This window comes from Streptomyces sp. CNH287, from assembly GCF_000424825.1.
Genome location: NZ_AUKQ01000013.1, coordinates 187090 through 212978 on the forward strand (window position 1 = coordinate 187090; position 25889 = coordinate 212978).

At 73.8% G+C, this 25889-nt stretch carries 19 protein-coding genes and 1 pseudogene; 11 read left to right on the forward strand and 9 right to left on the reverse strand.

Annotated elements, in window-relative coordinates:
* Nucleotides 1-16: 16 nt before the first annotated feature.
* The 3 genes from cydB to H299_RS34270 all read left to right on the forward strand — a co-directional run bounded on the left by cydB (nt 17) and on the right by H299_RS34270 (nt 6699).
* Nucleotides 17-1093 carry a cytochrome d ubiquinol oxidase subunit II gene (cydB, locus tag H299_RS34265; RefSeq protein WP_078512746.1) on the forward strand — a complete coding sequence of 359 codons (1077 nt, stop codon included), beginning with the start codon at nt 17-19 and terminating at the stop codon, nt 1091-1093.
* 13 nt (nt 1094-1106) lie between these two features.
* On the forward strand, nt 1107-4787 hold the full coding sequence (cydD, locus tag H299_RS0114870) for a thiol reductant ABC exporter subunit CydD (protein WP_027749052.1): 3681 nt from the start codon (nt 1107-1109) through the stop codon (nt 4785-4787).
* Between the two features lie 88 nt (nt 4788-4875).
* Nucleotides 4876-6699: a GAF domain-containing protein gene (locus H299_RS34270; protein WP_078512747.1), complete on the forward strand. Its 1824-nt coding sequence runs from the start codon at nt 4876-4878 to the stop codon at nt 6697-6699.
* Nucleotides 6700-6731: 32 nt separating this feature from the next.
* Here H299_RS34270 and H299_RS0114880 read toward each other — a convergent pair whose 3' ends face one another.
* Nucleotides 6732-7643, reverse strand: a complete 912-nt coding sequence (locus H299_RS0114880) for a Cof-type HAD-IIB family hydrolase (protein ID WP_027749053.1) — start codon at nt 7641-7643, stop codon at nt 6732-6734.
* A gap of 200 nt (nt 7644-7843) precedes the next feature.
* Here H299_RS0114880 and H299_RS0114885 point away from each other — a divergent pair, with 200 nt between their 5' ends.
* The gene (locus H299_RS0114885) at nt 7844-8746 is read left to right on the forward strand and encodes an LLM class flavin-dependent oxidoreductase (RefSeq protein ID WP_027749054.1); all 903 of its coding nucleotides are present in this window, start codon (nt 7844-7846) and stop codon (nt 8744-8746) included.
* Nucleotides 8747-9061: 315 nt separating this feature from the next.
* Nucleotides 9062-10258 (forward strand): ferric reductase-like transmembrane domain-containing protein, encoded by a 1197-nt coding sequence (locus H299_RS34275; RefSeq protein WP_078512749.1) that lies wholly within the window; start codon nt 9062-9064, stop codon nt 10256-10258.
* 25 nt (nt 10259-10283) lie between these two features.
* On the opposite strand, the gene H299_RS0114895 is transcribed toward H299_RS34275, so the two are convergent.
* Nucleotides 10284-11348: a hypothetical protein gene (locus H299_RS0114895; RefSeq protein ID WP_051262486.1), complete on the reverse strand. Its 1065-nt coding sequence runs from the start codon at nt 11346-11348 to the stop codon at nt 10284-10286.
* A 339-nt stretch (nt 11349-11687) separates the two neighbouring features.
* Between H299_RS0114895 and H299_RS0114900 the strand changes: the two genes are divergently transcribed.
* Nucleotides 11688-12317 carry a class I SAM-dependent methyltransferase gene (locus tag H299_RS0114900; RefSeq protein WP_027749056.1) on the forward strand — a complete coding sequence of 210 codons (630 nt, stop codon included), beginning with the start codon at nt 11688-11690 and terminating at the stop codon, nt 12315-12317.
* A 168-nt stretch (nt 12318-12485) separates the two neighbouring features.
* Here H299_RS0114900 and H299_RS0114910 read toward each other — a convergent pair whose 3' ends face one another.
* Entirely contained in the window at nt 12486-14330 is a 1845-nt protein-coding gene (locus H299_RS0114910) for an SDR family oxidoreductase (RefSeq protein ID WP_078512750.1), read from the reverse strand.
* A 288-nt stretch (nt 14331-14618) separates the two neighbouring features.
* Between H299_RS0114910 and H299_RS0114915 the strand changes: the two genes are divergently transcribed.
* Genes H299_RS0114915 through H299_RS0114930 form a run of 4 tightly spaced genes read left to right on the forward strand, consistent with a single transcriptional unit; the run spans nt 14619 to nt 18296 of the window.
* Nucleotides 14619-15686 (forward strand): ABC transporter ATP-binding protein, encoded by a 1068-nt coding sequence (locus H299_RS0114915; protein ID WP_078512757.1) that lies wholly within the window; start codon nt 14619-14621, stop codon nt 15684-15686.
* The gene (locus H299_RS0114920) at nt 15676-16587 is read left to right on the forward strand and encodes an ABC transporter permease subunit (RefSeq protein ID WP_027749059.1); all 912 of its coding nucleotides are present in this window, start codon (nt 15676-15678) and stop codon (nt 16585-16587) included. The genes H299_RS0114915 and H299_RS0114920 overlap by 11 nt, the downstream gene beginning before the upstream one ends.
* A gap of 49 nt (nt 16588-16636) precedes the next feature.
* Complete coding sequence (locus H299_RS0114925; protein WP_027749060.1) at nt 16637-17554, forward strand: ABC transporter ATP-binding protein; 918 nt, start codon at nt 16637-16639, stop codon at nt 17552-17554.
* Between the two features lie 22 nt (nt 17555-17576).
* Complete coding sequence (locus H299_RS0114930; protein ID WP_027749061.1) at nt 17577-18296, forward strand: ABC transporter permease subunit; 720 nt, start codon at nt 17577-17579, stop codon at nt 18294-18296.
* 50 nt (nt 18297-18346) lie between these two features.
* Here the strand turns inward: H299_RS0114930 and H299_RS34280 are convergent, their stop codons facing one another.
* On the reverse strand, nt 18347-19738 hold the full coding sequence (locus tag H299_RS34280; protein WP_037759065.1) for a CynX/NimT family MFS transporter: 1392 nt from the start codon (nt 19736-19738) through the stop codon (nt 18347-18349).
* Between the two features lie 56 nt (nt 19739-19794).
* Nucleotides 19795-20541 carry a FadR/GntR family transcriptional regulator gene (locus H299_RS0114940; protein ID WP_027749062.1) on the reverse strand — a complete coding sequence of 249 codons (747 nt, stop codon included), beginning with the start codon at nt 20539-20541 and terminating at the stop codon, nt 19795-19797.
* Between the two features lie 66 nt (nt 20542-20607).
* Between H299_RS0114940 and H299_RS38360 the strand changes: the two are divergent.
* Nucleotides 20608-20796, forward strand: a pseudogene (locus H299_RS38360) (aspartate 4-decarboxylase); the annotation flags it as partial.
* A 60-nt stretch (nt 20797-20856) separates the two neighbouring features.
* On the opposite strand, the gene H299_RS0114950 reads toward H299_RS38360, so the two are convergent.
* The 4 genes from H299_RS0114950 to efeB all read right to left on the reverse strand — a co-directional run bounded on the left by H299_RS0114950 (nt 20857) and on the right by efeB (nt 25824).
* Entirely contained in the window at nt 20857-21717 is an 861-nt protein-coding gene (locus H299_RS0114950; RefSeq protein WP_027749064.1) for an HAD family hydrolase, read from the reverse strand.
* Entirely contained in the window at nt 21714-22997 is a 1284-nt protein-coding gene (gene serS / locus H299_RS0114955; RefSeq protein WP_027749065.1) for a serine--tRNA ligase, read from the reverse strand. The genes H299_RS0114950 and serS overlap by 4 nt, the downstream gene beginning before the upstream one ends.
* A 609-nt stretch (nt 22998-23606) precedes the next feature.
* Nucleotides 23607-24536, reverse strand: coding sequence for a prephenate dehydratase (gene pheA, locus H299_RS0114960; protein ID WP_027749066.1), 930 nt, complete (start codon nt 24534-24536; stop codon nt 23607-23609).
* 43 nt (nt 24537-24579) lie between these two features.
* Nucleotides 24580-25824: an iron uptake transporter deferrochelatase/peroxidase subunit gene (gene efeB, locus H299_RS0114965; RefSeq protein ID WP_027749067.1), complete on the reverse strand. Its 1245-nt coding sequence runs from the start codon at nt 25822-25824 to the stop codon at nt 24580-24582.
* Nucleotides 25825-25889 lie beyond the last annotated feature (65 nt).

Genomic DNA, 25889 nt, shown 5'->3' on the forward strand with positions numbered 1-25889 from the left:
GACCGAGGAGCGAGTGATGGAACTCCACGACGTCTGGTTCGTCCTCATCGCGGTCCTGTGGACCGGCTACTTCTTCCTGGAGGGCTTCGACTTCGGAGTCGGCGTCCTGACCAAGGTGCTGGCCCGGAACCGCCCCGAGCGCCGCGTCCTGATCAACACCATCGGCCCGGTCTGGGACGGCAACGAGGTCTGGCTGCTCAGCGCGGGCGGCGCCACCTTCGCCGCCTTCCCCGAGTGGTACGCCACCCTCTTCTCCGGCTTCTACCTGCCGCTGCTGCTGGTGCTGGTCTGCCTGATCGTGCGCGGCGTCGCCTTCGAGTACCGCGCCAAGCGCCCCGAGGAGCGCTGGCAGCGCAACTGGGAACACGCGATCTTCTGGTGCTCGCTGCTGCCCGCCTTCCTGTGGGGCGTCGCGTTCGGCAACATCGTGCACGGGGTCCCGATCGACCAGGACATGGAGTACACCGGGACGGTCCTCGACCTGCTCAACCCGTACGCGCTGCTGGGCGGGCTGGTCACGCTGACCCTCTTCACCTTCCACGGCGCCGTGTTCACCGCGCTCAAGACCGTCGGCGACATCCGGGTACGCGCGCGCAGGCTGGCCACCGTGCTCGGCGGCGCCACCGCGCTGCTGGCGTCGGCCTTCCTGGCGTGGACCCAGGCCGACCGGGGCGACGGCACGAGCCTGGTCGCGGCGGCGGTGGCGGTGCTGGCCCTGCTGGGCGCCGTCGGGGCCAACCTGCGGGGGCGCGAGGGCTGGTCGTTCGCGCTGTCCGGGGTGACCGTCGCCGCCGTCACCGCGACGCTCTTCCTCGCCCTCTTCCCGGCCGTCATGCCCTCCACGACGGACCCGGCCTGGAGCCTGACCGTCAGCAACGCCTCCTCGACCCCGTACACGCTGGAGATCATGACCTGGTGCGCCGGGATCGCGGCGCCGCTGGTCGTGCTCTACCAGAGCTGGACGTACTGGGTCTTCCGTAAGCGGATCGGCACGCAGCACATCGCGGACGCCGCACCGCACGGCGTCGGGGAGCCCCCGGCGGCGGACCCCGCCGGGGGCGCCGCTGCGGGTTCCGCCGCCGAGAACCGCTGAGGGAGGGTTTCACGTGAAACCAGTCGACCCCCGACTGCTCCGGTACGCGCACGCCACCCGGGGCTTCCTGCTGGCGTCCGTGGCGTTGGGCCTGGCCGGGGCGGGCCTGGTCATCGCCCAGGCGATGCTGATCGCCGAGGTCGTCGTCCGCGCGTTCCAGGGCGGTGACGGCGGCAGCGGTGGCTCCGGCGGCGGTTCCGGTGCCGAGCTGACGCTTCCGCTGCTGCTGCTCGCCGGGGTCTCGCTGGGCCGGGCACTGGTCTCCTGGCTCACGGAGCTGGCCGCCCACCGGGCCGGTGCCGCCGTCAAGTCGGAGCTGCGGCTCCGCCTGCTGCGCCACGCCGCCGCGCTGGGGCCCGCCCGGCTCGGCGACCAGCGGACGGGCGAGCTGACCGCGCTCGCCACCCGCGGCGTCGACGCGCTGGACGACTACTTCGCCCGCTACCTGCCCCAGCTCGGGCTGGCCGTCGTGGTGCCCGCCGCCGTACTCGCGCGCATCGTGTGGTCCGACTGGATCGCGGCGCTCACCATCGCGCTCACGCTGCCGCTGATCCCCGTCTTCATGATCCTCATCGGCTGGGCGACGCAGTCCCGGATGGACCGCCAGTGGCGGCTGCTCGCCCGGCTCTCCGGACACTTCCTCGATGTGGTCGCCGGGCTGCCCACGCTCAAGGTGTTCGGCCGCGCCAAGGCCCAGGCCGAGAACATCCGCGCCATCACCGCCGACTACCGGCGGGCCACCCTGCGCACCCTGCGCCTCGCCTTCCTCTCCTCCTTCGCCCTCGAACTGCTCGCCACGATCTCCGTGGCGCTCGTCGCGGTCGGCATCGGCATGCGGCTGGTGCACGGCGAACTCGACCTCTACACCGGGCTCGTGGTGCTGGTGCTCGCGCCGGAGGCGTACCTGCCGCTGCGCCAGGTCGGGGCCCACTACCACGCGGCGGCGGAGGGACTGGCCGCCGCCGAGCACGTCTTCGACGTCCTGGAGACCCCGCTGCCGCCCGTGGGCGACCGGCCCGCACCCGACGCCCGTACGGCCACCCTCACCCTGGACCGGGTCGTCGTACGGCACGCGGGCCGGGCGCGGGACTCGCTGCCCGAGACGAGCCTCACCGTCCGCCCGGGGGAGACGGTCGCCCTGGTCGGCCCGTCCGGGGCGGGCAAGACGACGCTGCTGAACACGGTGCTCGGCTTCACCCGCCCCACCTCGGGGCGGGTCCTGCTCAGCGGGCCCGGCGCCGGGCCGGACAGCGGGCCGGACAGCGGGCCGGACGGGGTGGAGCTGGCCGCGTTCGACCCCGTCGGCTGGCACGCGCAGATCGCCTGGGTCTCCCAGCATCCGCACCTCTTCGCCGGGACGCTCGCGGACAACGTACGGCTCGCCCGCCCCGCAGCCACCGACGCGGACGTACGCGCCGCGCTGCGCCAGGCCAGTGCCGCCGACCTCGACCCGGCCGCCGCCCTCGGCGAACACGGCGCCGGACTCTCGGCGGGCCAGCGGCAGCGTGTCGCACTGGCCCGCGCCTTCCTCGCCGACCGGCCGCTGCTGCTGCTCGACGAGCCGACCGCTGCCCTCGACGGCGGTACGGAGGCCGAGGTTGTCGACGCGATCCGCCGCCTGGCGGCCGGACGTACGGTCCTGCTGGTCGTCCACCGGCCCGCGCTGCTGGCCGTCGCCGACCGCGTCGTGACCCTGCCCGCGCCGGACGGGGCGCCGAACGGGCCGGACGCCGCACCGGCCGCAGCCCCGGGAGCCGCCCCGTACGCCGCGCACCGGGCCGCGGCGGCCACCGCGCACGGGGAGGCACCGGCGCCGGACGCCCGCGCTCCCGGCGCGGCCCTCGACCACGCCGCTGCCGACCGCGCGCGGAAGCAGCGCGCCACCGGCCACCCCTTCGCCTGGCTGCGCGCCGTCGCCCGCCCGCTGACCGGCCGCTTCGCGCTCGCCCTGCTGCTCGGCGCTCTCGCCCTGGGCAGCGGCGTGGGCCTGATGTCCACCTCCGGCTGGCTCATCTCGCGCGCCTCCGAACAGCCCCCCGTGCTCTACCTGATGGTCGCCGTCACCGCCACCCGCGCCTTCGGGATCGGCCGGGCCGTCTTCCGCTACGCCGAGCGCCTCGTCTCGCACGACGCGGTGCTGCGCGTCCTGGCCGATCTGCGGGTCACCGTCTACCGGCGGCTGGAGCGGCTGGCGCCCGCCGGACTGCGCCGCACCCGGCGCGGCGACCTGCTCTCCCGCCTCGTCTCGGACGTCGACGCGCTCCAGGACTACTTCCTGCGCTGGCTGCTGCCCGTCGCCACCGCGCTGACCGTCTCCGCCGCCGCGGTGGCCTTCACCGCCGCGCTGGTGCCCGCGGCCGGGGCCGTGCTGGCGGCCGGCCTGGCCGTCGCGGGCATCGGGGTCCCCGCGCTGGCCGCCGCGGTCTCCCGGCGCACCGAACGCGGGCTGGCCCCTGCCCGGGGCGTCCTCGCCACCCGTACCGTCGACCTGCTCAGCGGCACCGGCGAACTGACCGTCGCCGGGGCGCTGCCCTCCCGTGCCGACGCGGTGCGCGCCGCCGACGCCGAGCTGACCCGGCTCGCCGCGCGCAGCGCCTCCCGTACGGCGCTCGGCTCCGGGCTGACGGCGCTGGTCACCGGGCTCACCGTGACGGCCGCCGGCTGGGTCGGGGCGCAGGCGGTGGCGGACGGGCGGCTGGCGGGGGTGTGGCTGGCGGTGGTGGTGCTCACGCCGCTGGCCGCGTTCGAGGCGGTGGCGGGGCTGCCGCAGGCCGTGCAGCACCGGCAGCGCAGCAGGCGCGCGGCCGAGCGGGTGCGCGAGGTGCTGGACGCCCCGGCGCCCGTACGCGAGCCGGGGGCGGACGCGTCCTCCGGCGCGCTTCCCGGCGCGGCGGGCGTGCCGGTACTGCCCGCGCCCGATCCGGCGCGCCCGCCCCGGCTCTCCCTGCGCGGCGTCACTGCCCGCTACCCCGGCAGCCGCACCCCCGCGCTCAGCGGCTTCGACCTGGACCTGGCGCCCGGCCGCCGGGTGGCCGTGGTCGGCGCCTCGGGCTCGGGCAAGTCCACCCTCGCGCAGGTGCTGCTGCGCTTCCTGGACCCGGACTCCGGCACGTACATGCTGGCGGACGGCCTCGACGCGACGGCCGCCGACTCCGACGCCGTACGCCGCCTCGTCGGGCTGTGCGCCCAGGACGCGCACCACTTCGACAGCTCGCTGCGGGAGAACCTGCGGCTGGCGCGCCCCGGCGCCACCGACGGGGAGCTGCGCGCGGCGCTCGCCGCCGCCCGCCTCGACGGCTGGGCCGACGCCCTGCCCGCCGGGCTGGACACCCACGTGGGCGAGCACGGTGCCCGCCTCTCCGGCGGCCAGCGGCAGCGGCTGGCGCTGGCCCGTACGCTGCTGGCGGACTTCCCCGTCCTCGTCCTGGACGAGCCCGCCGAGCATCTCGACCTGCCCACGGCCGACGCGCTCACCGATGACCTGCTGGCCGTCACGGAGGGCCGTACGACGGTGCTGATCACCCACCGGCTGTACGGCCTGGCGGCGGTGGACGAGGTGATCGTGCTGGACGGTGGCCGCGCCGTCGAGCGTGGCACGTACGCGGAGCTGGCGGCGGCGGACGGACCGTTCCGGCGGCTGCTGGAGCGGGAGGCGGCGGCCGAGGGGGCCCTCGCGGGCGCGGGCGCGCGGTGAGTGGAGCGGGGACCTCAGCCGGGTGCCCGTCGCACAAAGTGCGTGAATCCGACTTTCCACCCGTAACCGTGCTCACTAGGCTCGCGGTATGTCCGCGCCCCGAGACCGGCCCGGCCCGGCCGGCCGGCACGCTCCCGCCGACCGGCCGGGGCCGCCCACGCACCGGGCCACCGCCGCCGCCGTGCTGGCCACCAGCGGCCTGGAGTCCCTCCCCCACGACCACGCCGCCCGCCTCCCCCCGCTGCTGGAGGCGATGAACGACCTCGGCACCGGCCCGGAGCTGCACAGCACCCTCGACCGCATGGTGCGTACGGCGGCCCGGATCGCCGACTGCCGGTACGCCGCCATCGGCGTCCTGTCCCGCAGCCGCAAGGGCCTCCAGCACTTCGTGACCCACGGCCTGAGCGACGAGGAGCGCGCGGCCATCACGCAGGAGCCCGACCTGACGCACGGCCTGCTCGGCTCCGTCCTGCGGTACGAGGAGCCGCTGCGGCTGGCCGAGGTGAGCGAGGACCCGGAGTTCGCCGGTTTCCCCGAGGGGCATCCGGTCATGCACACCTTCCTCGGCTTCCCCGTCCGGGTGGACGGCAGGCACGTCGGCAACCTCTACCTGGCGGGCAAGCGCGGCGGCGGCGAGTTCACCGAGAACGACGCGCTGCTCATCAAGCTGCTGGCCACCGAGGCGGGCATCGCTGTCCGAAACGCCCGGCTCTACGAAGCCGCCCGCCAGCGCGAACGCTGGATCGAGGGCAGCGCCGCCGTGACCACCTCGCTGCTCTCCGGCGACGTGGACAACGCGCTCACGGTCGTGGCCGAGCAGGCCCGCAGACTCGCGGACGCCGCCGCCGGGATGGTCCTGCTGCCCACCCCCGAACGCGGCCTGGAGGTCGTCGCCGCCTCGGCGGACGACGCACGCGGCCTGCTCGGCACCGTGATGCGCCCCGGCACCCAGGCGGTGGAACAACTGCTGGCCGGGGAGGCGGTGTTCGTCGACGACTCGGCGACCGACCCGCGCATGCTCACCCCGATCGCCAAGCGCTTCGGGCCGAGCATGATGCTGCCGCTGGAGAGCGGCGACCGGATCATCGGCAGCCTCGCGGTACCCCGGGTGCGCGGCGCGGAACCGTTCACCGACGTGGAGAAGGACCTCGCCGGACGGTTCGCCGCCCAGGCCGCGCTGACCCTCGTCCTGGCCGACGTACAGCGCGACCGGGAGCGGCTCGCGGTCTACGAGGACCGCGACCGGATCGCCCGCGACCTGCACGACCTGGTCATCCAGCGGATCTTCTCGGCGGGCATGACCCTCCAGGGCACGCAGCGCCGGGCCACCGACCCGGCGGTCACGCGCGGGATCGAGGCCGCGATCGACCAGCTGGACGCGACCATCGCGGAGATCCGTACCGCGATCTTCGCGCTCCAGCAGGACCCGGGCCGGGCACGGGCGGGGCTGCGTACGCGCGTACTGCGGGAGACCGGCCTCGCCGCCGAGTCGCTCCGGTTCCGTCCCGCGCTGCGCTTCGTCGGGCCGGTCGACTCGCAGGTCAGCGAGCCGACCACGCGGGAACTGGTGGCCGCGCTGCGCGAAGCGCTCTCCAACGCGGTGCGGCACGCGTCCGCCACCCGGGTCGAGGTGCTGGTGGACGCGACCGTCACGCTGACAGACAGCTCACCCGGGGTGCGCCTGACCGTCGCGGACGACGGGGTGGGCACCCCGGCCCAGGGCCGCCGCAGCGGCCTGGCCAACCTCGCCCGCCGCGCGGAGAACCTCGGCGGCAGGGCGTGGCTGACGGAGGGGCTCGACACCGGCGGCGCCGGGGGCTCGGGCGATGCCGGGAGCCCCGGCGGCCCCGGCCGGGGGACCGCGGCCGTGCCGCACCCCGGCACCACGCTCCACTGGGAGGCCCGCCGCTGAGCGGCCCGGCTCAGAGACCGCCCGACAGCCTCTCAGCGCGCGGACAGCAGCAGCTGCTCGATGACCGCCGCGACGCCGTCTTCCTCGTTCGTCCCGGTGTGCCGGTCGGTCGCCGCCAGCACCGCCGGATGCGCGTTGGCCATCGCGTACGAGGTGCCCGCCCAGTTCAGCATCGCCAGGTCGTTCGGCATGTCGCCGAAGGCGACCACCTCCTCCGCGCTGACGCCGCGCTCCGTACAGCACCGTTCGAGCGTGCTGGCCTTGCTCACCCCGAGGCCGCTGACCTCCAGCAGCGCGGTCGGGCTGGACCGGGTGAACTCCGCGTGCGCGCCCGCGTGTTCGAGCGCCAGCGCGAGGAACTCGTCCGGGTCCCGCTCCGGGTGGTGCGCCAGCAGCTTCAGCACCGGCTGGTCGGCGAAGAGCTTGCCCTCGGCGTCGGCCGCCACCTCGGAGAGCAGCTTCTCCACCGGGGCGACCAGCGCGGCCGGGTCGAGGTGGAACGGCGGGTACGCGGGCTCGTAGTGGATGCTGTGCGTCCGCTCCACCGCGAAGCTCACCCCCGGCGCGACCCGGCGCAGCGCCTCGACGACCGCCAGCGCGTCGGTCCGCTCCAGCGGCCGTACCTCGACGATCCGCCCGCCTTGGTGCAGATCCACCACGGCGGCGCCGTTCGCGCAGATGGCCAGGCCGTGGCCGTGCACGTGCTCGACTACGACGTCCATCCAGCGGGCCGGGCGCCCGGTGACGAAGAAGACCGCGATCCCGGCCTTCTCGGCGGCGGCCAGCGCCTCGATGGTGCGCGGCGAGACGGTCTTGTCGTCGTGCAGCAGCGTGCCGTCGAGGTCGGTGGCGATCAGCCTGGCCGGCGGCCCCGGGACGGAGGCGGGGAGCGAAGCCGGGACGGCTGCGGGGGTGTGGGCGGGGCGCGCGGAGGGGGACGTCACGCCCCCATCTTCCCGCACACCCTCGCACAGGCGTGCACGGGGGCGCGCGTATGAGCTGCGGCCAGGAGGGGGACCGCGGGCGCGGATCGTGCCGGGCCCGGGGCGTACGCGCGCCGCGCTGGTGCGGGGCTGGTCGGAGCCTGTGCCAGGGGCGTTCGCGTGCACCCGGGTGCCGCGCGGCGCCGCCGTAGGCTCTCGCCATGAGCCTGCGCCTGAGCACCGTGATCCTCCCGTACCGCCGCTGGCACGAGGGCGGCCGTGCCGCGTGGCAGCGCGCGGAGGAACTCGGCTTCCACACCGCCTACACCTACGACCACCTCTCCTGGCGGAGCTTCCGCGACGGCCCCTGGTTCGGCGCCGTCCCGACCCTGACCGCCGCCGCGACCCTCACCGAGCACCTGCGCCTGGGCACCCTGGTGACCTCGCCCAACTTCCGCCACCCCGTGACCCTCGCCAAGGAGCTGATCACCCTCGACGACGTCTCCCAGGGGCGGATCACGCTGGGCATCGGTGCGGGCGGCACCGGATTCGACGCCACCGCGCTCGGGCAGGAGCCCTGGACGCCACGCGAACGCGCGGACCGGCTCGCGGAGTTCGTACCGCTCCTCGATCGGCTGCTCACCGAGGACTCCGTCACCTACGAGGGCGACTTCTACTCGGCGCACGAGGCGCGTGGCATCCCCGGCTGCGTCCAGCGCCCCCGGCTGCCCTTCGCGGTGGCCGCCACCGGGCCGCGCGGACTGCGCCTCGCCGCCCGCCACGGGCAGGCGTGGGTGACCACCGGCGACCCCAAGCTGAAGGAGACCGGTACGCCCGAGCAGTCCCGCGCCGCGCTCGGGCGGCAGATCGACGCCCTCGGCAGGGCGTGCGCGGACCTCGGCCGGGACGTCGACGGGATCGGGAAGGTACTGCTCACCGGCTTCACCCCGGAGGGGGTCGGCCCGCTGGAGTCCCTCGACGCGTTCGTCGACTTCGCGGGTCGGCACGCGGCGCTGGGTTTCACCGAGATCGTCCTCCACTGGCCCATCCCGGACTCGGGCTTCGCGGCCGACCAGAAGGTCTTCGAACGCATCGCCACCGAGGGGCCCGCACAGCTGCGGTGACGAGTGTCGCTCCTGTCGGCTCCGGCAAGTTGTCCACAGTCTGAGCACGCGGTACGCCTGCCCGAACGGACCTCCTGTGGGGAAGTGTTGGAGTTTCTCCATAGTCAACTCTTGGTGAGTCGGCGGCTGCTGACGGGCCGCCGAAGTGTCGGACGTGGTGCAAGGGGCTAGCGATACGTGTAAGGGATCTGTATCAATGGTCTAGACATTCGTGGGTGGCGCGGCCCCTGTCCGGCCGTGCCCGTGTCCGTCGCTCCCGGCGTGTGCGTCGTACCGGCTCACTGACGACAGCGTTCGCGAGGATGGTGTTCTGCGGTGCAGGTTCCGGACCACGTCACCGAGGGGGCGCGAAAGGACGAAGGCCGAAGCGGACGCCATCCCGGACGCCGCCCCGGACGGCGGGGCTTCTTCGACTGGCGTGCGCTGGGGGCCGACCTGCGGGCTGCCGTGCCCGACGCCGCCGCCGCGCTGGTCATCACCGGCCTGATCTTCGTCTGGCTGTACGTGCGGGTGGCGAACGGCACCTCCGACACCGTCGAAGTGATGCCCATGATGGCCGACGAGCAGCGCTACTGGATGTACTGGCTGTGCCAGGCGTTCGGCTGGTCCGGGCTGCTGTGGGCGTGGATCACCCTCGTGCTCGGCTTCTCCCGGTCGAGCGCGAGGCCCGGCTGGCTGCGGCTCTCCGTGGCGCGGCACGAGCGCTGGCACCGCACGACCAGCCTGACCACCATCGGCCTGATCTTCGCGCACGCGTTCATGTTCTTCGCCGAACTCGTCTACGACAACGGCGAGAAGCTCGGCTGGGGCGGACGGCTGTGGAGCGCCTTCTCGGAGACCTTCGTGCCGGGGGCGTACGCGTCGGGCACCGGACAGGTGGCCATCCTCATCGGCCTGCTCGCCTTCTACCTCGCCATCCCGCTGGCCCTCGCGTACTACCTGCGGCGCGGTACCGGGCCGAGGCTGTGGCGGGCGCTGCACCGCTTCATCCTCGTCGTCTACGTCCTCAGCGTGTGGCACACGCTGCTGTACGGCACCAACGTCTGGTACGGAAGCTGGTTCCGCACCCTGGTGTGGGCGCTCCAGGTGCCGGTCACCGTGCTGTTCCTGGCCCGGCTGACGGCGCCCGCGCGGCGCAGCGAGCGGCTGGCGCGCTCCGGGGGGATGGCGGTGGCCACCCGGCTCGCGGGGCGGGTGCTGGTCGCCGCCGGGCTGATCGTGCTGCTCGCGGTGACGGTCTCCGGGCGGGACGGCGGTCGGCCGCACGGGGGTGAGACGGCCGAACCGTTCGTCACCCAGGAGGCGTTGTGGATCGGCTTCGGGGCACTGGTCGTGGTACTCGCGATCGTCACCTACCGGCTGCGGCCGACGGCCCGCCCCCCGTCCGGCCGGGCACCGAGGCCGGGTGTGGGGCCGGGTGTGGGGCCGGGGGCGGATTCGGGGTCGGGGCCGGACTCGGGTGCAGGTGCAGGTGCGGGAGCCGGGGAGTCGCGCTCGGAGACTCCCGGGTGACCCCGCAGGGCCACCCGGGAACCCCTCAGGCGTAGCGCTCGATACGGAGTTGGGCGGGCGGACTGGTGGAGTAGCGGGAGTCGGTGGCGACGGCCCAGACGGTGCCGGTGCCGGGGACGGCCGTGAGGTCGCGCAGCATCGGGGTCTCGCGGCCGGCGGCTTCGGGGCCGCGCTCACTCGCCCAGGCGTCGCCGCTGCGCCGCAGGTAGTGGGCGCGGGAGCCCGCCCAGAAGTCCCAGCCCGAGATCAGGGCGGGGTAGCCGTCCGAGTCGGCGAGGATCGAGTACAGCGCGCCCACGCTGAACGGCAGTCCGCCCGGGGCGGTCCACTCGGTGCCGTTCCAGCGCCGCAGGACCACGCTCGTCGGTTTGTCGGGCGGTCCGCCGACGCCGAACGCGGCGCCCACCGCCCACACGTCGTCGGCCGCCACCGGCAGCAGGTCGCTGATGCCCAGCCGGATGCCGCCGGGGAAGGGCAGGACGGTCCACGCGCGATGGTCCCAGCGGGCGATCACTCCACCGCTGAGCCAGACCGAGCCGTCCCGCGAGAGGCGGATGGTGAACGGGGTGGCGGTGCCGACGGGCAGCGGCGGCAGCCAGCGCCACGCGCGGCCGTCCCAGTGCAGCAGCCGGATTCGGCCACCCAGGCTGCCCGCGATCCAGGCGCGGCCGTCGTCGGCGACGGTGACGGCGTACAGCCTGGTGGCCGGGTCGGCGCTGCCCGGGAACGGGGCGTCCTGCCAGGTCCCGCCGTCCCAACGCAGCAGCCTGCGTGCGCCGTCGCCGGTGTCGCCCGCCACGGCCCAGGCTGCGTCGGGGGAGAGGGCGGCGACTTCGCTGATCGCGCCGGTGAGACCGAGGTGGGTCAGGTCGGTGTGGGTCCAGGCGGAGCCGTCCCAGCGGAGCGCCAGCGGCAGGCCGACGGTGCCGCTCTCGCGGGCCTGCTCGCCGACCGCCCACGCGAGATCGGGCCCTGCGGCGGCGGCCTTGAGCAGTCGGGCCGCCGGGACGCCCGGCGGCGCGGTGGACCGCTGCCACGCCAGGGCCGCAACGCCCGCGGTGGGCCGTGCGGGCCGGGCCGGAGCCGCCATGGAATTCGTGGCGCCGGCGGGCAGTACGCCGAGGCCGAGCCCGGTTGTCGCACCCGCTAATCCCGTGACAAAGTGCCGTCTTCGCATGGAACGGTCTCCTCCGCGCTGGTGTCACCCGAGTCGGTACTCGGCCAGGCGATCCTCGGTCAGGCGGTAGGAGAGGGCAATACGCGCACTTGAGTCATCCGGGCACCGTTGCACCCCTTCCGTACTCACCTGTGTCAGCATCCGGCAGGGCACAGGCACAGGCACAGGCACAGGCACGGGCACGGGCGTCCGGGCCCGTACCAGCAGAGGCGGAGACGTCTGCGAAGACGCACGGGTGTTAGTTTCCTCCCCGTGTCCAGACACCAGGAAGTGACCAGGGCGGGCTACGACGGGGTCGTCGAGCTGTATGCGTCGATGTTCGCCAATCGCTTGGAGACGCAGCCGTTCGCACGGAACATGATCGGTACCTTCGCCGAGCTCGTACGTGCCACGGGGAACACGCGGACAGCCGACGTCGGATGCGGACCTGGTCATCTGACCGCCCTGATGCATGACTTGGGGCTGGACGCCTTCGGGCTCGACCTCTCCCCGGCCATGGTCGACCACGCGCGGCGGGCCCATCCGGCGCTGCGGTTCGACGAAGCGCGCATGGAGGCCCTGCCCGTCGAGGACGGCGCGCTCGGCGGAGTGCTGGCCCACTACTCGATGATCCATACCCCGCCCGAAGAAGTGCCGACGCTGCTCGCCGAGCAGGTGCGTGTCCTGGCGCCAGGGGGTCTGCTCCTGGCGTCCTTGTTCGGAACCGAGGGACCGGAGCCGGTCCGCTTCGACCACAAGGTGGCGCCCGCCTACAGCTGGCCTGCTCAGCGGTTCGTTGAGTTGCTGGAGGGGTCCGGATTCGTCACCTTCGCCAGGCTGCTCCACGACCCGGCGTCCGAGCGGGGCTTCCTCGACACGCACCTGCTGGCCCGCCGCCCGTAGCGCGCGCCGCCTGGCCGGTGCCCGGTCACGCGGCGTGCACGGACGTGCTCTACCTGGACGTGCTGTGCACGGATGTGCTGTGCAGGGAACGGGGTGAGCTTCTCCTTCGCGCTGACCAGGCCGACGCTTCCGCTTCGGTGCTTCGGGCGCCCGCCGCGGGCGGCACGCTCACAGCGGAGGTCTGATCCGCGCCAGCCCGCGCACCGCGCGCGGGAAGAGGCGGGAGAGCAACCGCGCGCCGTGCGCCTCCGGGGTCACCGGCACGACGGCCAGGTCCCGGACGACGGCGCGCAGCACCGCGTCGGCCACCTTGGACGCCGGGTAGTTCCGCCTGCCGTACAGCCGGGCGGCCTTGGCCTGGTGCTGTCTCTCCTGCTGCTCGCCCAGGCCCGCGAACCGGGCCGTGGCCGTGATGTTGGTGTTGACCAGGCCGGGGCAGACGGCGGAGACGCCGATGCTCTGCCCGGCCAGCTCCGCCCGCAGGCACTCGCTCAGCATCAGGACGGCGGCCTTGGAGGTGCCGTACGCGGGCAGCGCGCGGGAGGGGAGGAAGGCGGCGGCCGACGCGATGTTGACGATGTGGCCGCCCTGGCCGCGCTCGCTCATCTGCCTGCCGAACGTCCGGCAGCCGTGGATGACGCCCCACAGGTTGGTGTCCAGGGTGTGCTTCCAGTCCTCGACGCTGGTGCTCATGAAGTCACCGGCCACTCCTATACCCGCGTTGTTCACCAGTACGTCGGCGATGCCGTGCTCGGCGGCGACCTTGGCGGCCAGCTTCTCCATCGCCGCCCCGTCACCGACATCGACCGTCTCGGCCCAGGCGCCCGCGGCGCCCGCCAGCCGGGCCGCCTCCGCCGTGCGCGCGGCGCCGACCGCGTCCCGGTCGGCGCCGACGACCTTCGCCCCGGCTGCGGCGAAGGCGAGCGCGGTGGCCCGCCCGATCCCGCTGGCCGCGCCGGTGACGACCACCAGCCGGCCGCCGAACCGCTGGGCGTACGGCCCGGCGGCGGGGCGGCGGGGCGCTGGCTGCCGTGCCTCCCGGGGGCCGTGCGTACGGGCGAACTCGCCGATCCAGTCCGCCAGCTGGTCGGGCCGGGTACGCGGCACCCAGTGCTTGGCGGCCACTGTCCGCCTGGTGAGCCGGGGCGCCCACCGCTCCAGCCCTTCGGACAGGCTGGGGCTCAGGTAGGCGTCGCCGGTGGGGGTGATCAGCTGGACCGGGATCTGTGTCGTGCAGTCCTGCCGCGGGTGGCGCAGCCGCGCACGGACGTTGTCCCGGTAGAGCCAGGCGCCGTGCGCCGCGTCCGCGGGCAGGGAGTCCGTCGGGTAGCCGGTGTCGCCGGGGACCTTCTCCAGGCGCTCCAGGAGGCGCGTCAAGCCCTTGCCGAGCGGCCCCTTCCAGGCCAGCTCGGGCAGCAGCGGGGTGTGCAGCGCGTACACGTACCAGGACTTGGCGCCCTGGCCGAGCAGTTGGCCCACGCGGCGCGGAGTCGGCCGCCGCAGACGCTTCTTGATCCAGTGGCCGAAGTGGTCAAGGGAGGGGCCGGACAGGGAGGTGAAGGAGGCGATCCGGTCCCGGGCGGAGTCGACGGTCACGAACTCCCAGCCCTGGACGGACCCCCAGTCGTGCCCGACCATATGCACCGGCTCCCGCGGGCTGACCGCGTCGACGACGGCACGGAAGTCGGCCGTCAGCTTCTCCAGCGTGAAGCCGCCGCGCAGCGGCTCGGGCGCGGTGGAGCGGCCATGGCCCCGCACGTCGTAGAGCACCACGTGGAAGTCGCGCCGCAGTCGCTCCGCGACCTGGGACCAGACTTCCTTGCTGTCCGGATAGCCGTGCAGCAGCACCACCGTCGGCCGGGCCGGGTCGCCCAGTTCGGCGACGCACAGCTCGACTCCCTCCGGCCGCCTCACCCAGCGCTCCCGCACCCCTGCCCGCTCCGTCAGCTCCGCCGCGCCGCCCCGCTCCGGCCCGCCCCGCTCCGGCCCGCCCTGCTCCCCGCCCACGCCCATGCGCCCTCTCTTCCCGCTCCCCGCGCCCGATCCCCCGCACCAGCCGCAACCCGCGCACCGGCCCGTGTACGTAACGTGACACCCCTCACTGTGACCATGCCCGATGACCTCGTCAAGGCACGTGCACAGCTTGTGGATACCCTGGGTAACAGTACGAGCGGTTCCGTGCCCCTAGGGGCCCGTCCCTCTCCGGTACGACACGCATCCACTCCCCCCGGGGGACGTGTCCCGGTACACAAACGCACTAGCGTTCCTCGTGTGACTGTGATCGCGACCCAGAGCCTGACCATGCGGTTCCCCCGGGTGACCGCTCTCGACCGGCTGACCGTCGACATCACACCGGGCGTGACCGGCCTGGTGGGTGCCAACGGCGCAGGCAAATCAACCCTGATCAAGATTCTGCTCGGGCTCTCCCCCGCCACCGAGGGCACCGCCTCCGTCCTCGGCATGGACGTGTCCAAGGACGGCAGCGCCATTCGCGAGCGCGTCGGATACATGCCGGAGCACGACTGCCTGCCCCCGGACGTCTCGGCGACCGAGTTCGTCGTCCACATGGCCCGCATGTCCGGCCTGCCGCCCACCGCGGCCCGCGAGCGTACGGCCGACACCCTGCGCCACGTCGGCCTGTACGAGGAGCGCTACCGCGCCATGGGCGGCTACTCGACGGGCATGAAGCAGCGGGTGAAGCTGGCCCAGGCCCTCGTCCACGACCCGCAGCTGGTCCTGCTGGACGAGCCGACCAACGGGCTGGACCCGGTCGGCCGGGACGACATGCTCGACCTGATCCGCCGCGTCCACACCGACTTCGGCATCTCGGTCCTGGTCACCTCGCACCTGCTGGGCGAGCTGGAGCGCACCTGCGACCACGTCGTCGTCATCGACGGCGGAAAGCTGCTGCGCGCCTCCACCACCGCGGAGTTCACCCAGGACGCCGCGCTGCTCGCCGTGGAGGTGACGGACACCGACGCCCACCCCGACGGTACGGCGGCCCTGCGCGCCGCGCTCACCGGAGCCGGGCTCACCCTGCGGACGTCGACCGAGCTGGGCGCTCCCGGTAGCGGCCATCTGCTCCTCGTGGAGGTGGCCGCCACCGAGGGCGCCGAGGGGACCGCCGCCGCCCGGAGCACCCAGGCCACCGCGGACGTGCACGACACGGTCCGGGACGCCGTCGCCGATCTCGGGCTCGGCCTGATCCGGATGGAGCACCGCAGGCACCACATCTCCGAGGTCTTCACGGACACCGCCGCCCCACACACCGCCGCCCCAGGCACCGCGGGCACCCCGGGCACCGCCACCGCACCGCGCGAACTCGCGGGAACCCACCCGCAGGAAGGGGGCAGCGGCGATGTCGCCTGAGCCCAGCCCGCCGGCCGTCGCCGCACGCGCCACGGACGTCATCCACAACATCGGCTACCGCAGCTACGACGGCCCCCGCCTCGGCCGCGCCTACGCGCGCCGTTCGCTCTACCTCCAGTCGCTGCGCGGCGCGTACGGGCTCGGCCGTTCGGCCAAGTCCAAGGTCCTGCCGATGATCCTGTTCGCCGTGATGTGCGTGCCCGCCGCGATCATCGTGGCCGTGGCCGTGACCACCGGGCTGGACGAACTGCCGGTGGACTACACGGCGTACGCGAGTTTCCTGCTGCCGGTCATCAGCATCTTCATCGCGGCCGTCGCCCCGCAGTCCGTCTCCCTCGACCTGCGGTTCAAGACCGTCCCGCTCTACTTCTCCCGCCCCATCGAGCGCGCCGACTACGTGAGTGCGAAGTTCACGGCCCTCACCTCGGCCCTCTTCGTCTTCACCGCCGTGCCCGTCACGATCCTCTACGCGGGCGCCCTGCTCGGGAAGCTCGACTTCGTCGACCAGACCAAGGGCTTCGCGCAGGGCCTGCTCTCCGCCGCCGCCTTCTCCCTGCTGTACGCGGGCCTCGGCCTGGCGGTCGCCGCCCTCACGCCCCGGCGCGGGTTCGGCGTCGCCGCCATCATCGCCGTCTTCACCATCCCCTACACCCTGGTGTCCGCGCTCCAGGCGATCGCCGAGGAGCAGGACAGCATCGACTCCACCGGCTGGCTCGGCCTGGCCTCGCCCGGCACCCTGCTGGACGGCATCCAGGGCAAGTTCCTCGGCGGGACGACGGAGTTCCCCGGCGGGCGCCAGCTGACCGGCGGCGAGGGCGTCGTCTACCTGCTGGTCTTCGCCGCCATGGTCGCCGGTTCGTATGCCCTCCTCCTGCGCCGCTACCGAAAGGCCGGGCTGTGACCGCCCACCCGTCACCCGCCACCACCCCGCGAAGGAATGGGCCGCGCCCATGAGCACTCTCCAGATCGACCACACCTCCCGCTGGTTCGGGAACGTCGTCGCCGTCAACGACATCTCCATGAACATCAGCCCCGGCGTCACCGGGCTCCTCGGCCCCAACGGCGCGGGGAAGTCCACGCTCATCCACATGATGGGCGGCTTCCTCGCCCCCTCGACCGGCGCCGTCACCCTCGACGGCGAGCAGATCTGGCGCAACGAGCGCGCCTACCGCGAGATCGGCCTCGTCCCCGAGCGCGAGGGCATGTACGACTTCCTCAACGGCGCCGAGTTCGTGCTGGCCAACGCCGAGCTGCACGGCCTGCCCGACCCGGGCGCCGCCGCCCAGCGCGCGCTGGCCACCGTGGAGATGGAGTACGCACAGGACCGCCGCATCTCGACGTACAGCAAGGGCATGCGCCAGCGCGTCAAGATGGCCTCCGCGCTGGTGCACGATCCGTCCGTGCTGCTGCTGGACGAGCCGTTCAACGGCATGGACCCGCGCCAGCGCATGCATCTGATGGACCTGCTGCGCAGGATGGGGGAGGAGGGGCGCACCGTCCTCTTCTCCTCGCACATCCTGGAGGAGGTCGAGCAGCTCGCCTCCCACATCGAGGTGGTCGTCGCCGGCCGGCACGCCGCCAGCGGCAACTTCCGCAAGATCCGCCGCCTGATGACGGACCGGCCGCACCGCTACCTCGTGCGCTCCAGCGACGACCGGGCGCTCGCCGCCGCGCTCATCGCCGACCCGTCCACCGCGGGCATCGAGCTGGACGCGACCGAGCAGGCGCTGCGCATCCAGGCCGTCGACTTCAACCGCTTCACCGAACTCCTGCCGCGCGTCGCCCGCGAGCACGGCATCCGTCTCCTGACCGTCTCGCCCTCGGACGAGTCCCTGGAGAGCGTCTTCTCGTACCTCGTCGCGGCCTGACGGCCTGAAAGGAGACTGAGCGATGTACAACCCCACTGTCGCCCGGCTCACTTACCGGGCACTGCTGGGCCGCCGCCGCGCACTGCTGCTGTGCGTGCTGCCGGTGCTGCTGCTCATCGTCGCCGGTGTCGTCCGCTTCATGGTCGGCGCGGACGACACGGTGACCGCGGAGCTGCTCGGCGGTTTCGCGCTGGCCACCATGGTCCCGCTGATCGGCGTCATCGCCGGTACGGGCGCGATCGGCCCGGAGATCGACGACGGCTCGGTCGTCTACCTGCTCTCCAAACCGCTGAAGCGGCAGACGATCATCCTCACCAAGCTCTACGTCGCGGTCGGGGTCAGCATCGCCTTCTCGGCGATCCCGACCTTCCTGGCGGGCTTCATCCTGAACGGCAACAGCCAGCAGCTCGCCGTCGCCTACACCTTCGCCGCGGTGGCCGCCTCCTTCGCGTACAGCGCGCTGTTCCTGCTGCTGGGCACGGTCAGCAGGCACGCCGTCGTCATCGGCCTGGTGTACGCGCTGATCTGGGAGACGCTGTTCGGCAGCCTGGTGTCGGGAGCGCGGACGCTCTCGGTGCAGCAGTGGGCTCTCTCGCTGGCGGAGGAGATCGCCGGGGAGGGGCTGGTCACCTCCGACGTGGGGCTGCCGGTGGCGGTCGTGCTGCTCGCCGTGGTGACCGCGGGCGGCACCTGGTGGGCCGGGCAGAAGCTGCGCTCGCTGACGCTGGCGGCGGAGGGCTGACGAGGGCTGACCGGCCCGGCCGGCCCGGCCGGGATTGCCGCCGGGGGTTGTCAGCCGCGGGCCGTGATGCGTAGATCGCGGCCCGCGCCCAGCCCCAGCAGGGCCAGCGCCGCGCAGACCAGCAGCATCACGGCGATGGGGAGCGTCCAGCCGCCGGTCAGCTGGTGGACGGCGCCCAGGGCCAACGGCCCTACCGCCGCCAGCAGATACCCCCAGGTCTGCGCCATCCCGGAGAGCCGGGCCGCGAGATGGGCATCGCCCGTCCGCAGCACCATCATGGTCAGCGCCAGCCCCAGCGAACCGCCCTGCCCCACCCCCAGCAGCGCCGCCCACACCCACGCCCCGGTCACGGGGGCCACCAGCAGCCCGCCGATGCCGGACGCCATCAGGGCCACCACGGCGAGGGCGAGTACCCGCTGGTCCCGCAGCCGCCCGGCCAGCGTCGGCACGACGAACGAACCGACCATCTGCATCAGCGTGCTGAACGCGAAGACGAGTCCGGCGGTCGCCCGGTCCATCCCGTGATCCGTGAAGATCGTCGGCATCCAGGCGATGGCGACGTACGCGATCAGCGACTGCGCGCCCATGAACAGCGTGACCTGCCACGCCAGCGGGGACCGGCTCAGCCGTACGGCCGCAGCGGGCGTGCCGGTGTGCGGAGCTGTGGGGCGTGGAGCTGTGGTGTGCGGAGCTGTGGTGTGCGGAGCGCCGGGTGTCGCGGGCGTCGTCAGCGCCGCTGCCCCGCGCGGGATTGAGGCACGCCGTACTCCTCGCCGTACCAGCACCGCCTGCGGCAGCCAGACGGCCACCGCCAGCGCGGCCAGCACCGCCCAGGCCGCCAGCGAGCCCCGCCAGCCGCCGAGCGCCTCCTCCAGCGGGACCGCCGAGGCCGCCGAGACCGTCGCGCCGAGCACCATGGCGGTGGAGTAGAGCGCCGTCATGCCCGCCGCCCGGTCCGGGAAGTCGCGCTTGACCAGCCCCGGCATCAGCACGTTCAGCAGCGCGATCGCCGTGCCCACCACCGCGCAGCCGCCGAAGAGCGCCACCACCGGCGGCGCCACCCGCAGCACGATGCCCCCGCAGAGCAGCAGCAGCGCCGCGCACAGTACGGCCTCGGTGCCCCAGCGCTTCGCCAGTCCGGGCGCGAACGGTGCGGCGAGGCCCATGAAGACCAGCGGGATCGTGGTCACCAGGCTGGTCGTCGTCGCCGTCAGGCCGAAGTCGTCGCCTATCTCGCCGAGTACGGGGGAGACACCGGCCAGCGCCGCCCGCATGTTGAGCGAGGCCAGCACGATCCCGGCGAGCAGCAGGGCGGGGTGTGTCCGCAGCCGCCGCGCCGCCGCGACGGGCGGGGCAGGCGTAGCGGGCGCGACGGGCGCCGAGTCCTCCTCGGCGTCGATGACACTCCCGCCGTGCGGGGGCGGTGGGGTCCTGCTGGACATGGGGTGCTGCCGCCTCTCCGGTGGGTTCGGTCTCGGGCGCGGTCCACGGTGAACGGTCAGCCGGCGAGCAGCGCCTCGACCTCCCGGCGCGGTCTGTCCAGCAGCGCCCGCGCCGCGCGCTCCGCCGCCGCCGGGTCCCCCGACGCGATCGCGTCCACGACCGCGTGGTGGTCGCCCGGCACGATGCGCGGCATCTGCGCGTCCCGCAGCGACGCGAGCAGCGCCTCCCGTACGGAGCTGCTGAACCAGCGGTACGTCGCGCTGAGCGCGGCGTTGTGCGCGGCGTCCACGACCGCGATGTGGAAGTCGACGTCGTGCGCGGCGTGCAGTTCGTGGCGGTCGTACGCGGGCCGGTCGTCCGCGGGCCCGTCGTACGGGCCGCCTGCCCCCGCCGCCGTCATCTCCGCCACCGCCGCCTGTGCCGTGAGGGCGTCCCGCATCCGGGCCAGGTCGGCCGCCGTGTGCCGGGTCGCGGCCAGCCGCGCGCCCTCCGCCTCCAGCGCGATCCGCACCTCCAGCACGTCCAGGATGCCGGCCTTCCGTACGCCCCGTACGGTCTCCCCCGGGTCGTGCAGCGAAACCACGAAGGTGCCGTTGCCCTGCCGGGACTCCAGCTGCCCGGCGTGTACGAGCACCCGGACCGCCTCGCGCACGGTGTTCCGCCCGACGCCCAGCTGCTCGGCCAGCGCGTGCTCGGTCGGGATGCGTTCCCCGACCCGCCAGTGGCCGTCGGCCAGCTGCGCGCGCAGCTCGTCCACGACGGTGTCCACCAGGGACTGCCGCCCCGCCACCCGCAGCGCCATTCGCGTCTCTCCCGTCCCTGGCAGATTCATCCGGTTGCCCAGTCATCCTACAACCGCCACGTCGAGCTGGACCTGCTCGCCGAACAGACCCATGTGGTGCTGTTCAACGGCGGCGGCTTCGACGGCCCCCAGTGGTCCCTACGGGCCTCGCTCGCCAACCTGGACGTCCTGGACTACCTGCGGATCGGGCACCACCTGCGGCGGATCTTCGACGACTGCGTGAGCGAGTGGCGGGCGCGCCGGGCAGGCGCGTGAGCCCGCGTGCGAGCCGCCGAGCCCTCCGCCCGGGCGAGCCCTCCCGCCCGCGCGAGCCCCTCAGCGGGCCAGCAGCTTCTCCAGCACCACCGCGATGCCGTCCGCGTCGTGCGAGGCCGTCACCTCGTCGGCCACCGCCAGCAGCTCCGGGTGCGCGTTGCCCATCGCGACCCCGTGCGCCGCCCACGCGAACATCGGCACGTCGTTCGGCATGTCTCCGAAGGCGATGGTCTCGGCCGCGTGCACTCCCAGGCGCCGGGCCGCCAGCGACAGCCCCTTCGCCTTGCTGAGCCCCAGCGGCAGCAGCTCGACCACTCCGGCGCCGGACATCATCACGCCCACCAGAGTGCCCGCCGCCTCCCGCGCCGCGGCGGCCAGCTCGTCGTCACCGAGCCGCGGGTGCTGGAGGTAGAGCTTGTTCAGCGGCGCCGTCCACAGCGCGGCCCGGTCCTCGTACGGGATGCTGGGCAGAGGGCCCTCCTGCTGCCGGAAGCCCGGCCCGACGAGCACCTCGCCGTCCACGCCGTCGCGCGAGGCGGCCAGCGCCAGCGGGCCGACCGCCTCCTCGATCCGCGCCAGCGCGACCTGGGCCAGCTGCCGGTCCAGGGTGACGGAGGTCAGCAGCCGCCGCTCGCCCGCGTGGTAGAGCTGCGCCCCCTGTCCGCAGACGGCCAGCCCGGTGTGGCCCAGCTCGGCCAGCACGTGCTTCGTCCACGGCACCGCCCGCCCGGTCACCACCAGGTGCGCGGCGCCGCGCGCGCACGCGGCGTCCAGAGCGTCCGTCGTACGCGCCGAGAGGGTGTCGTCGGAGCGCAGCAGCGTGCCGTCCAGGTCGGTGGCTATCAGCTTGTACGGGAACGGGCGCGGCGCGCTGCCGGGACCGGGGCCGCTGGCGGGCCCGGCGCCGAGGTCGGAGGTCACTTGGCGATCGGCTCCAGCACCTCGCGACCGCCCAGGTACGGCCGCAGCACCTCCGGCACCCGCACCGAGCCGTCGGCCTGCTGGTGGTTCTCCAGCAGCGCCACGATCGTGCGCGGTACGGCGCACAGCGTCCCGTTCAGCGTCGCCAGCGGCCGGACGGGCCCGCCCGCCCGCTCCCGCATCCGCACCGAGAGGCGGCGGGCCTGGAACTCGTCGCAGTTGGAGGCGGAGGTCAGCTCGCGGAACTTGCCCTGCGTCGGAATCCACGCCTCGCAGTCGAACTTGCGGGAGGCCGAGGCGCCCAGGTCGCCCGTCGCCACGTCGATCACCTGGAAGGGCAGCCCGAGGCCGGTCAGCCACTGCTTCTCCCACTCCAGCAGCCGCCGGTGCTCCGCCGCCGCCTCCTCCGGGGCGACGAACGAGAACATCTCCACCTTGTCGAACTGGTGCACGCGGAAGATGCCCCGGGTGTCCTTGCCGTACGTGCCCGCCTCGCGGCGGAAGCAGGGCGAGAACCCGGCGTACCGCAGCGGCAGGCGGTCCGCGTCGATGATCTCGTCCGCGTGGTACGCGGCGAGCGCCACCTCGGAGGTGCCGACGAGGTAGAGGTCGTCCTGCTCCAGGTGGTAGACGTTCTCCGCCGCCTGGCCCAGGAAGCCGGTGCCCTCCATGGCGTGCGGCTTGACCAGCGCGGGGGTGAGCATCGGGGTCAGCCCGGCCGCCGTCGCCTGCGCGATGGCGGCGTTGACCAGGGCCAGCTCCAGCAGGGCGCCGACGCCGGTGAGGTAGTAGAAGCGCGAGCCCGATACCTTCGCGCCGCGCTCCACGTCGATGGCGCCGAGCAGCTGGCCCAGCTCCAGGTGGTCTTTGGGGGTGAAGCCCTCGGCCGCGAAGTCGCGCGGCTCGCCGATCGTCTCCAGGACGGCGAAGTCCTCCTCGCCGCCGACCGGGACGTCGGGGTGGACCAGATTGCCCAGCGCGCGCAGCAGCCGCTGGGCTTCGGCCGCCGCCGTGTCCTGCTCGGCGTCGGCGGCCTTGACGGCGGCGGAGAGCACGCCTGCCTCGCGCAGCAGCTCGGCCTTCTCCTCCCCGGCCGCCTTGGGGATGCGCTTGCCCAGCTGCTTCTGCTCGGAGCGCAGCTGGTCGAAGCGGACGCTCGACGACCGGCGCCGCTCGTCGGCGGAGATCAGCGCGTCGACGAGGCCGACGTCCTCTCCACGGGCCCGCTGCGAGGCACGTACACGGTCGGGGTCGTCACGGAGGAGGCGAAGGTCAATCACCGGGCCAGGGTACCGGTGCGGCTCCGGCCTATCGACCTGATATCCCATTCCCTCCGGATATGCCCCTTTTATGAAGCTGCCTTGCTGTACGGAAATCCAGAACCCGGCCGGAACCCCCCGGAGCCGGGCCGGAACGCGGCGGAATCGCGGCGAATGGTGGGCCGGGCGCCTGCCGCCGGGGCGGGCGCGGGGCAGGCGGACGGGCTGCGCCGCGCCGCGGCGGGCTGCCGTTATCCACAGGCTGTCGACTGTCCCCAAAGTTTTCCACAGGCTGCGAGCGGGGGCTGTGGAAAGCGGGAAAGATCATTCTGCGGGAATGTCTGCTGGCGCAGAATTCCCGGCTCGCGCTCGGAATACACCCTCTTTCGAGGGGAATTGCCTCACTCCAACGAGTTGAACAAGTGAATTGGGGTGACACCGACTGATCCCGGACGCTGTGCCCCTCTCTGGGGTCTCCATGCCGTTTTGTCGACTCTGCCCGATTCACCTGTCGACTTATGCACAGCAGCGCCCGTCACCCTGTGGATAACTTTGCGGAGACAATCCGACTCCGGCCGGACACCCGCAGGTCAGCGACGGTCCAGCCGTCGGCCACCCGCCCCGGACGCGTCAGACCCGCCCGTCCAGGCACCGGGTCAGCCAGTCCGCCGCCGCCACGAACTCCCCGTCCGTGGTGCCCGGCGTCAGCTCCGCCCGCACCTCGTCCGCCCGCGGATACGACCCCAGGAACCGCACCCGCTGGCACGACCGCTTCAGCCCCATCAGCACGTCCCCCACCCGCCGGTCCGAGACGTGCCCCTCGCAGTCGACCGAGAAGCAGTAGCGGCCGATGCCCTCACCCGTGGGCCGCGACTCGATGCGCATCATGCTGACCCCCCGCGACGCGTACTCCTGGAGCAGCTCCAGCAGCGCGCCGGGGTGGTCCTCGCGCAGCCACATCACGACCGAGGTCTTGTCCGCCCCCGTACGGGCGGCGGGCCGGGCCGGACGGCCGGCGAGCACGAAGCGGGTCGTCGCGTTCTCCGCGTCGTGGATGTCGGTGACCAGCGCCTCCAGCCCGTACGGCCCGGCGGCGAACTCGCCCGCGAACGCGGCGTCGTAGCGCCCCTCCTGCACCAGCCGGGCACCGTCCGCGTTGGAGGCGGCCGACTCCCAGACGGCGTCGGGCAGCCGCGCCGCCAGCCAGTTGCGCACCTGCGGCTGCGCGACGGGATGCCCGGTGACCGTCTTCACGCTCTCCAGCGGCGTGCCCGGACGCACCAGCAGCGCGAACGCGATCGGCAGCAGCACCTCGCGGTAGATCATCAAAGGCTCGCCGCTCGCCAGCTCGTCCAGGGTGGCGGTGACCCCGCCCTCGACCGAGTTCTCGATCGGCACCAGCGCCGCGGCGGCCTCCCCCGCCCGCACGGCGTCCAGCGCGGCCGGCACCGAGACCATCGGCACCAGCTCGCGGGTGGCCGCCTCGGGCAGCGTGCGGAGCGCGGCTTCGGTGAAGGTGCCCTCGGGGCCGAGGTAGGTGTAGCGACTCGCGGGTGACATGCCGCCACAGTAGCCGCGTACGGCGCGCGCCCGCCCGCGCTTCTCAGCCTTCGAGCAGCGCCTGCCCCACGTACTCGCCCTCGCCCGGCCCGCCCGGCACGGCGAACAGCGCGCTCGCCTCGTGCCGCAGGAAACGCGAGAGCGCGTCGCCGCTGTCCAGCTTGCGCTGCACCGGGACGAAGCCCCGCAGCGGATCGGCCTGCCAGGCGACGAAGAGCAGTCCCGCGTCGGGGGCGCCGTCCGCGCGGAAGCCATCGTGGAAGGAGAAGGAGCGGCGGAGCATGGCGGCGCCGCCGTTGGTCTCCGGCGCGCTCACCCGTACGTGGGCGTCGGCGGCGATGACCAGGGCGTCACCCGAGCGCTTCTCCAGATCGACGGCACTCGTCTCGCCGCCGCCGGTGAGCGGGGCGCCGTCGGACTTGCGGCGCCCGATCACCTTCTCCTGGGCGCCGGGCGGGAGCGCGTCCCAGGGGTCGAGCAGCATCCGGATGCGGCGGAAGACCGCGTACGAGCCGCCCGCCATCCAGCCGGGCGAACCGTCGGCGGGCAGGAAGACGCGCTCGTCGAAGTCGTCGTCGGAGGGCTTGGGGTTGTTGGTGCCGTCCACCTGGCCCATCAGGTTGCGCTGGGTCATGGGGGCGGCGGTGGCCCCGGCGGAGCGGTTGAATCCGGTCATCTGCCAGCGCAGGCGTGCGGTGTCCGCCGCCGCCCGCTGGAGCGCGCGCAGCGCGTGGAAGGCGACGAGCCCGTCGTCGGCGCCGATCTGCACCCACAGGTCGCCGTCCGAGCGCTTCGCGTCGAGCGCGTCGGCGGTGAAGCGGGGGAGCGGCGCGAGGGCGTCGGGGAGCCGCGCGGTCAGCCCCGTACGGGCGAAGAAGCGGCGGCCGAAGCCGAACGTGACGGTGAGCGAGCACGGGCCCGCGTCCCGGGCCACGTCCGCGGCGGCACCGTCGGCCGCGCCCTCCGTCTCGCCCGCCATCAGCGCGGAGGCGGTTCGCGACCAGCGCCGCAGCAGGGCCGCGGCCTGCTTGCGCCGGGCGCCGGGCGCGAGGTCGAAGGCGACGAGATGGCAGTGCGCCTGCAACGGGGTGGTGATCCCGGCCTGGTGCGCGCCGTGGAAGGGCACGCGGGTCGTACCGACGCTGGCGAGCGCCGTCGGCGGCTCGGCACGGGCGGCCCGCTGGCCGAGGGCGCCGCCGCCCGCGCCCAGCGCCAGCCCCGTCGCGCCGGCGGCGCCGACGCTGCCGAGGAGGCGGCGCCGGGAGAGGGTGAGGTCGTGGTCGTTCATGGCGCGGATCGGAGTTCCTGTTCGTGTGCCGGTCTCTGTGCGTGGTGCGGGTGGTGCGCGGGTGC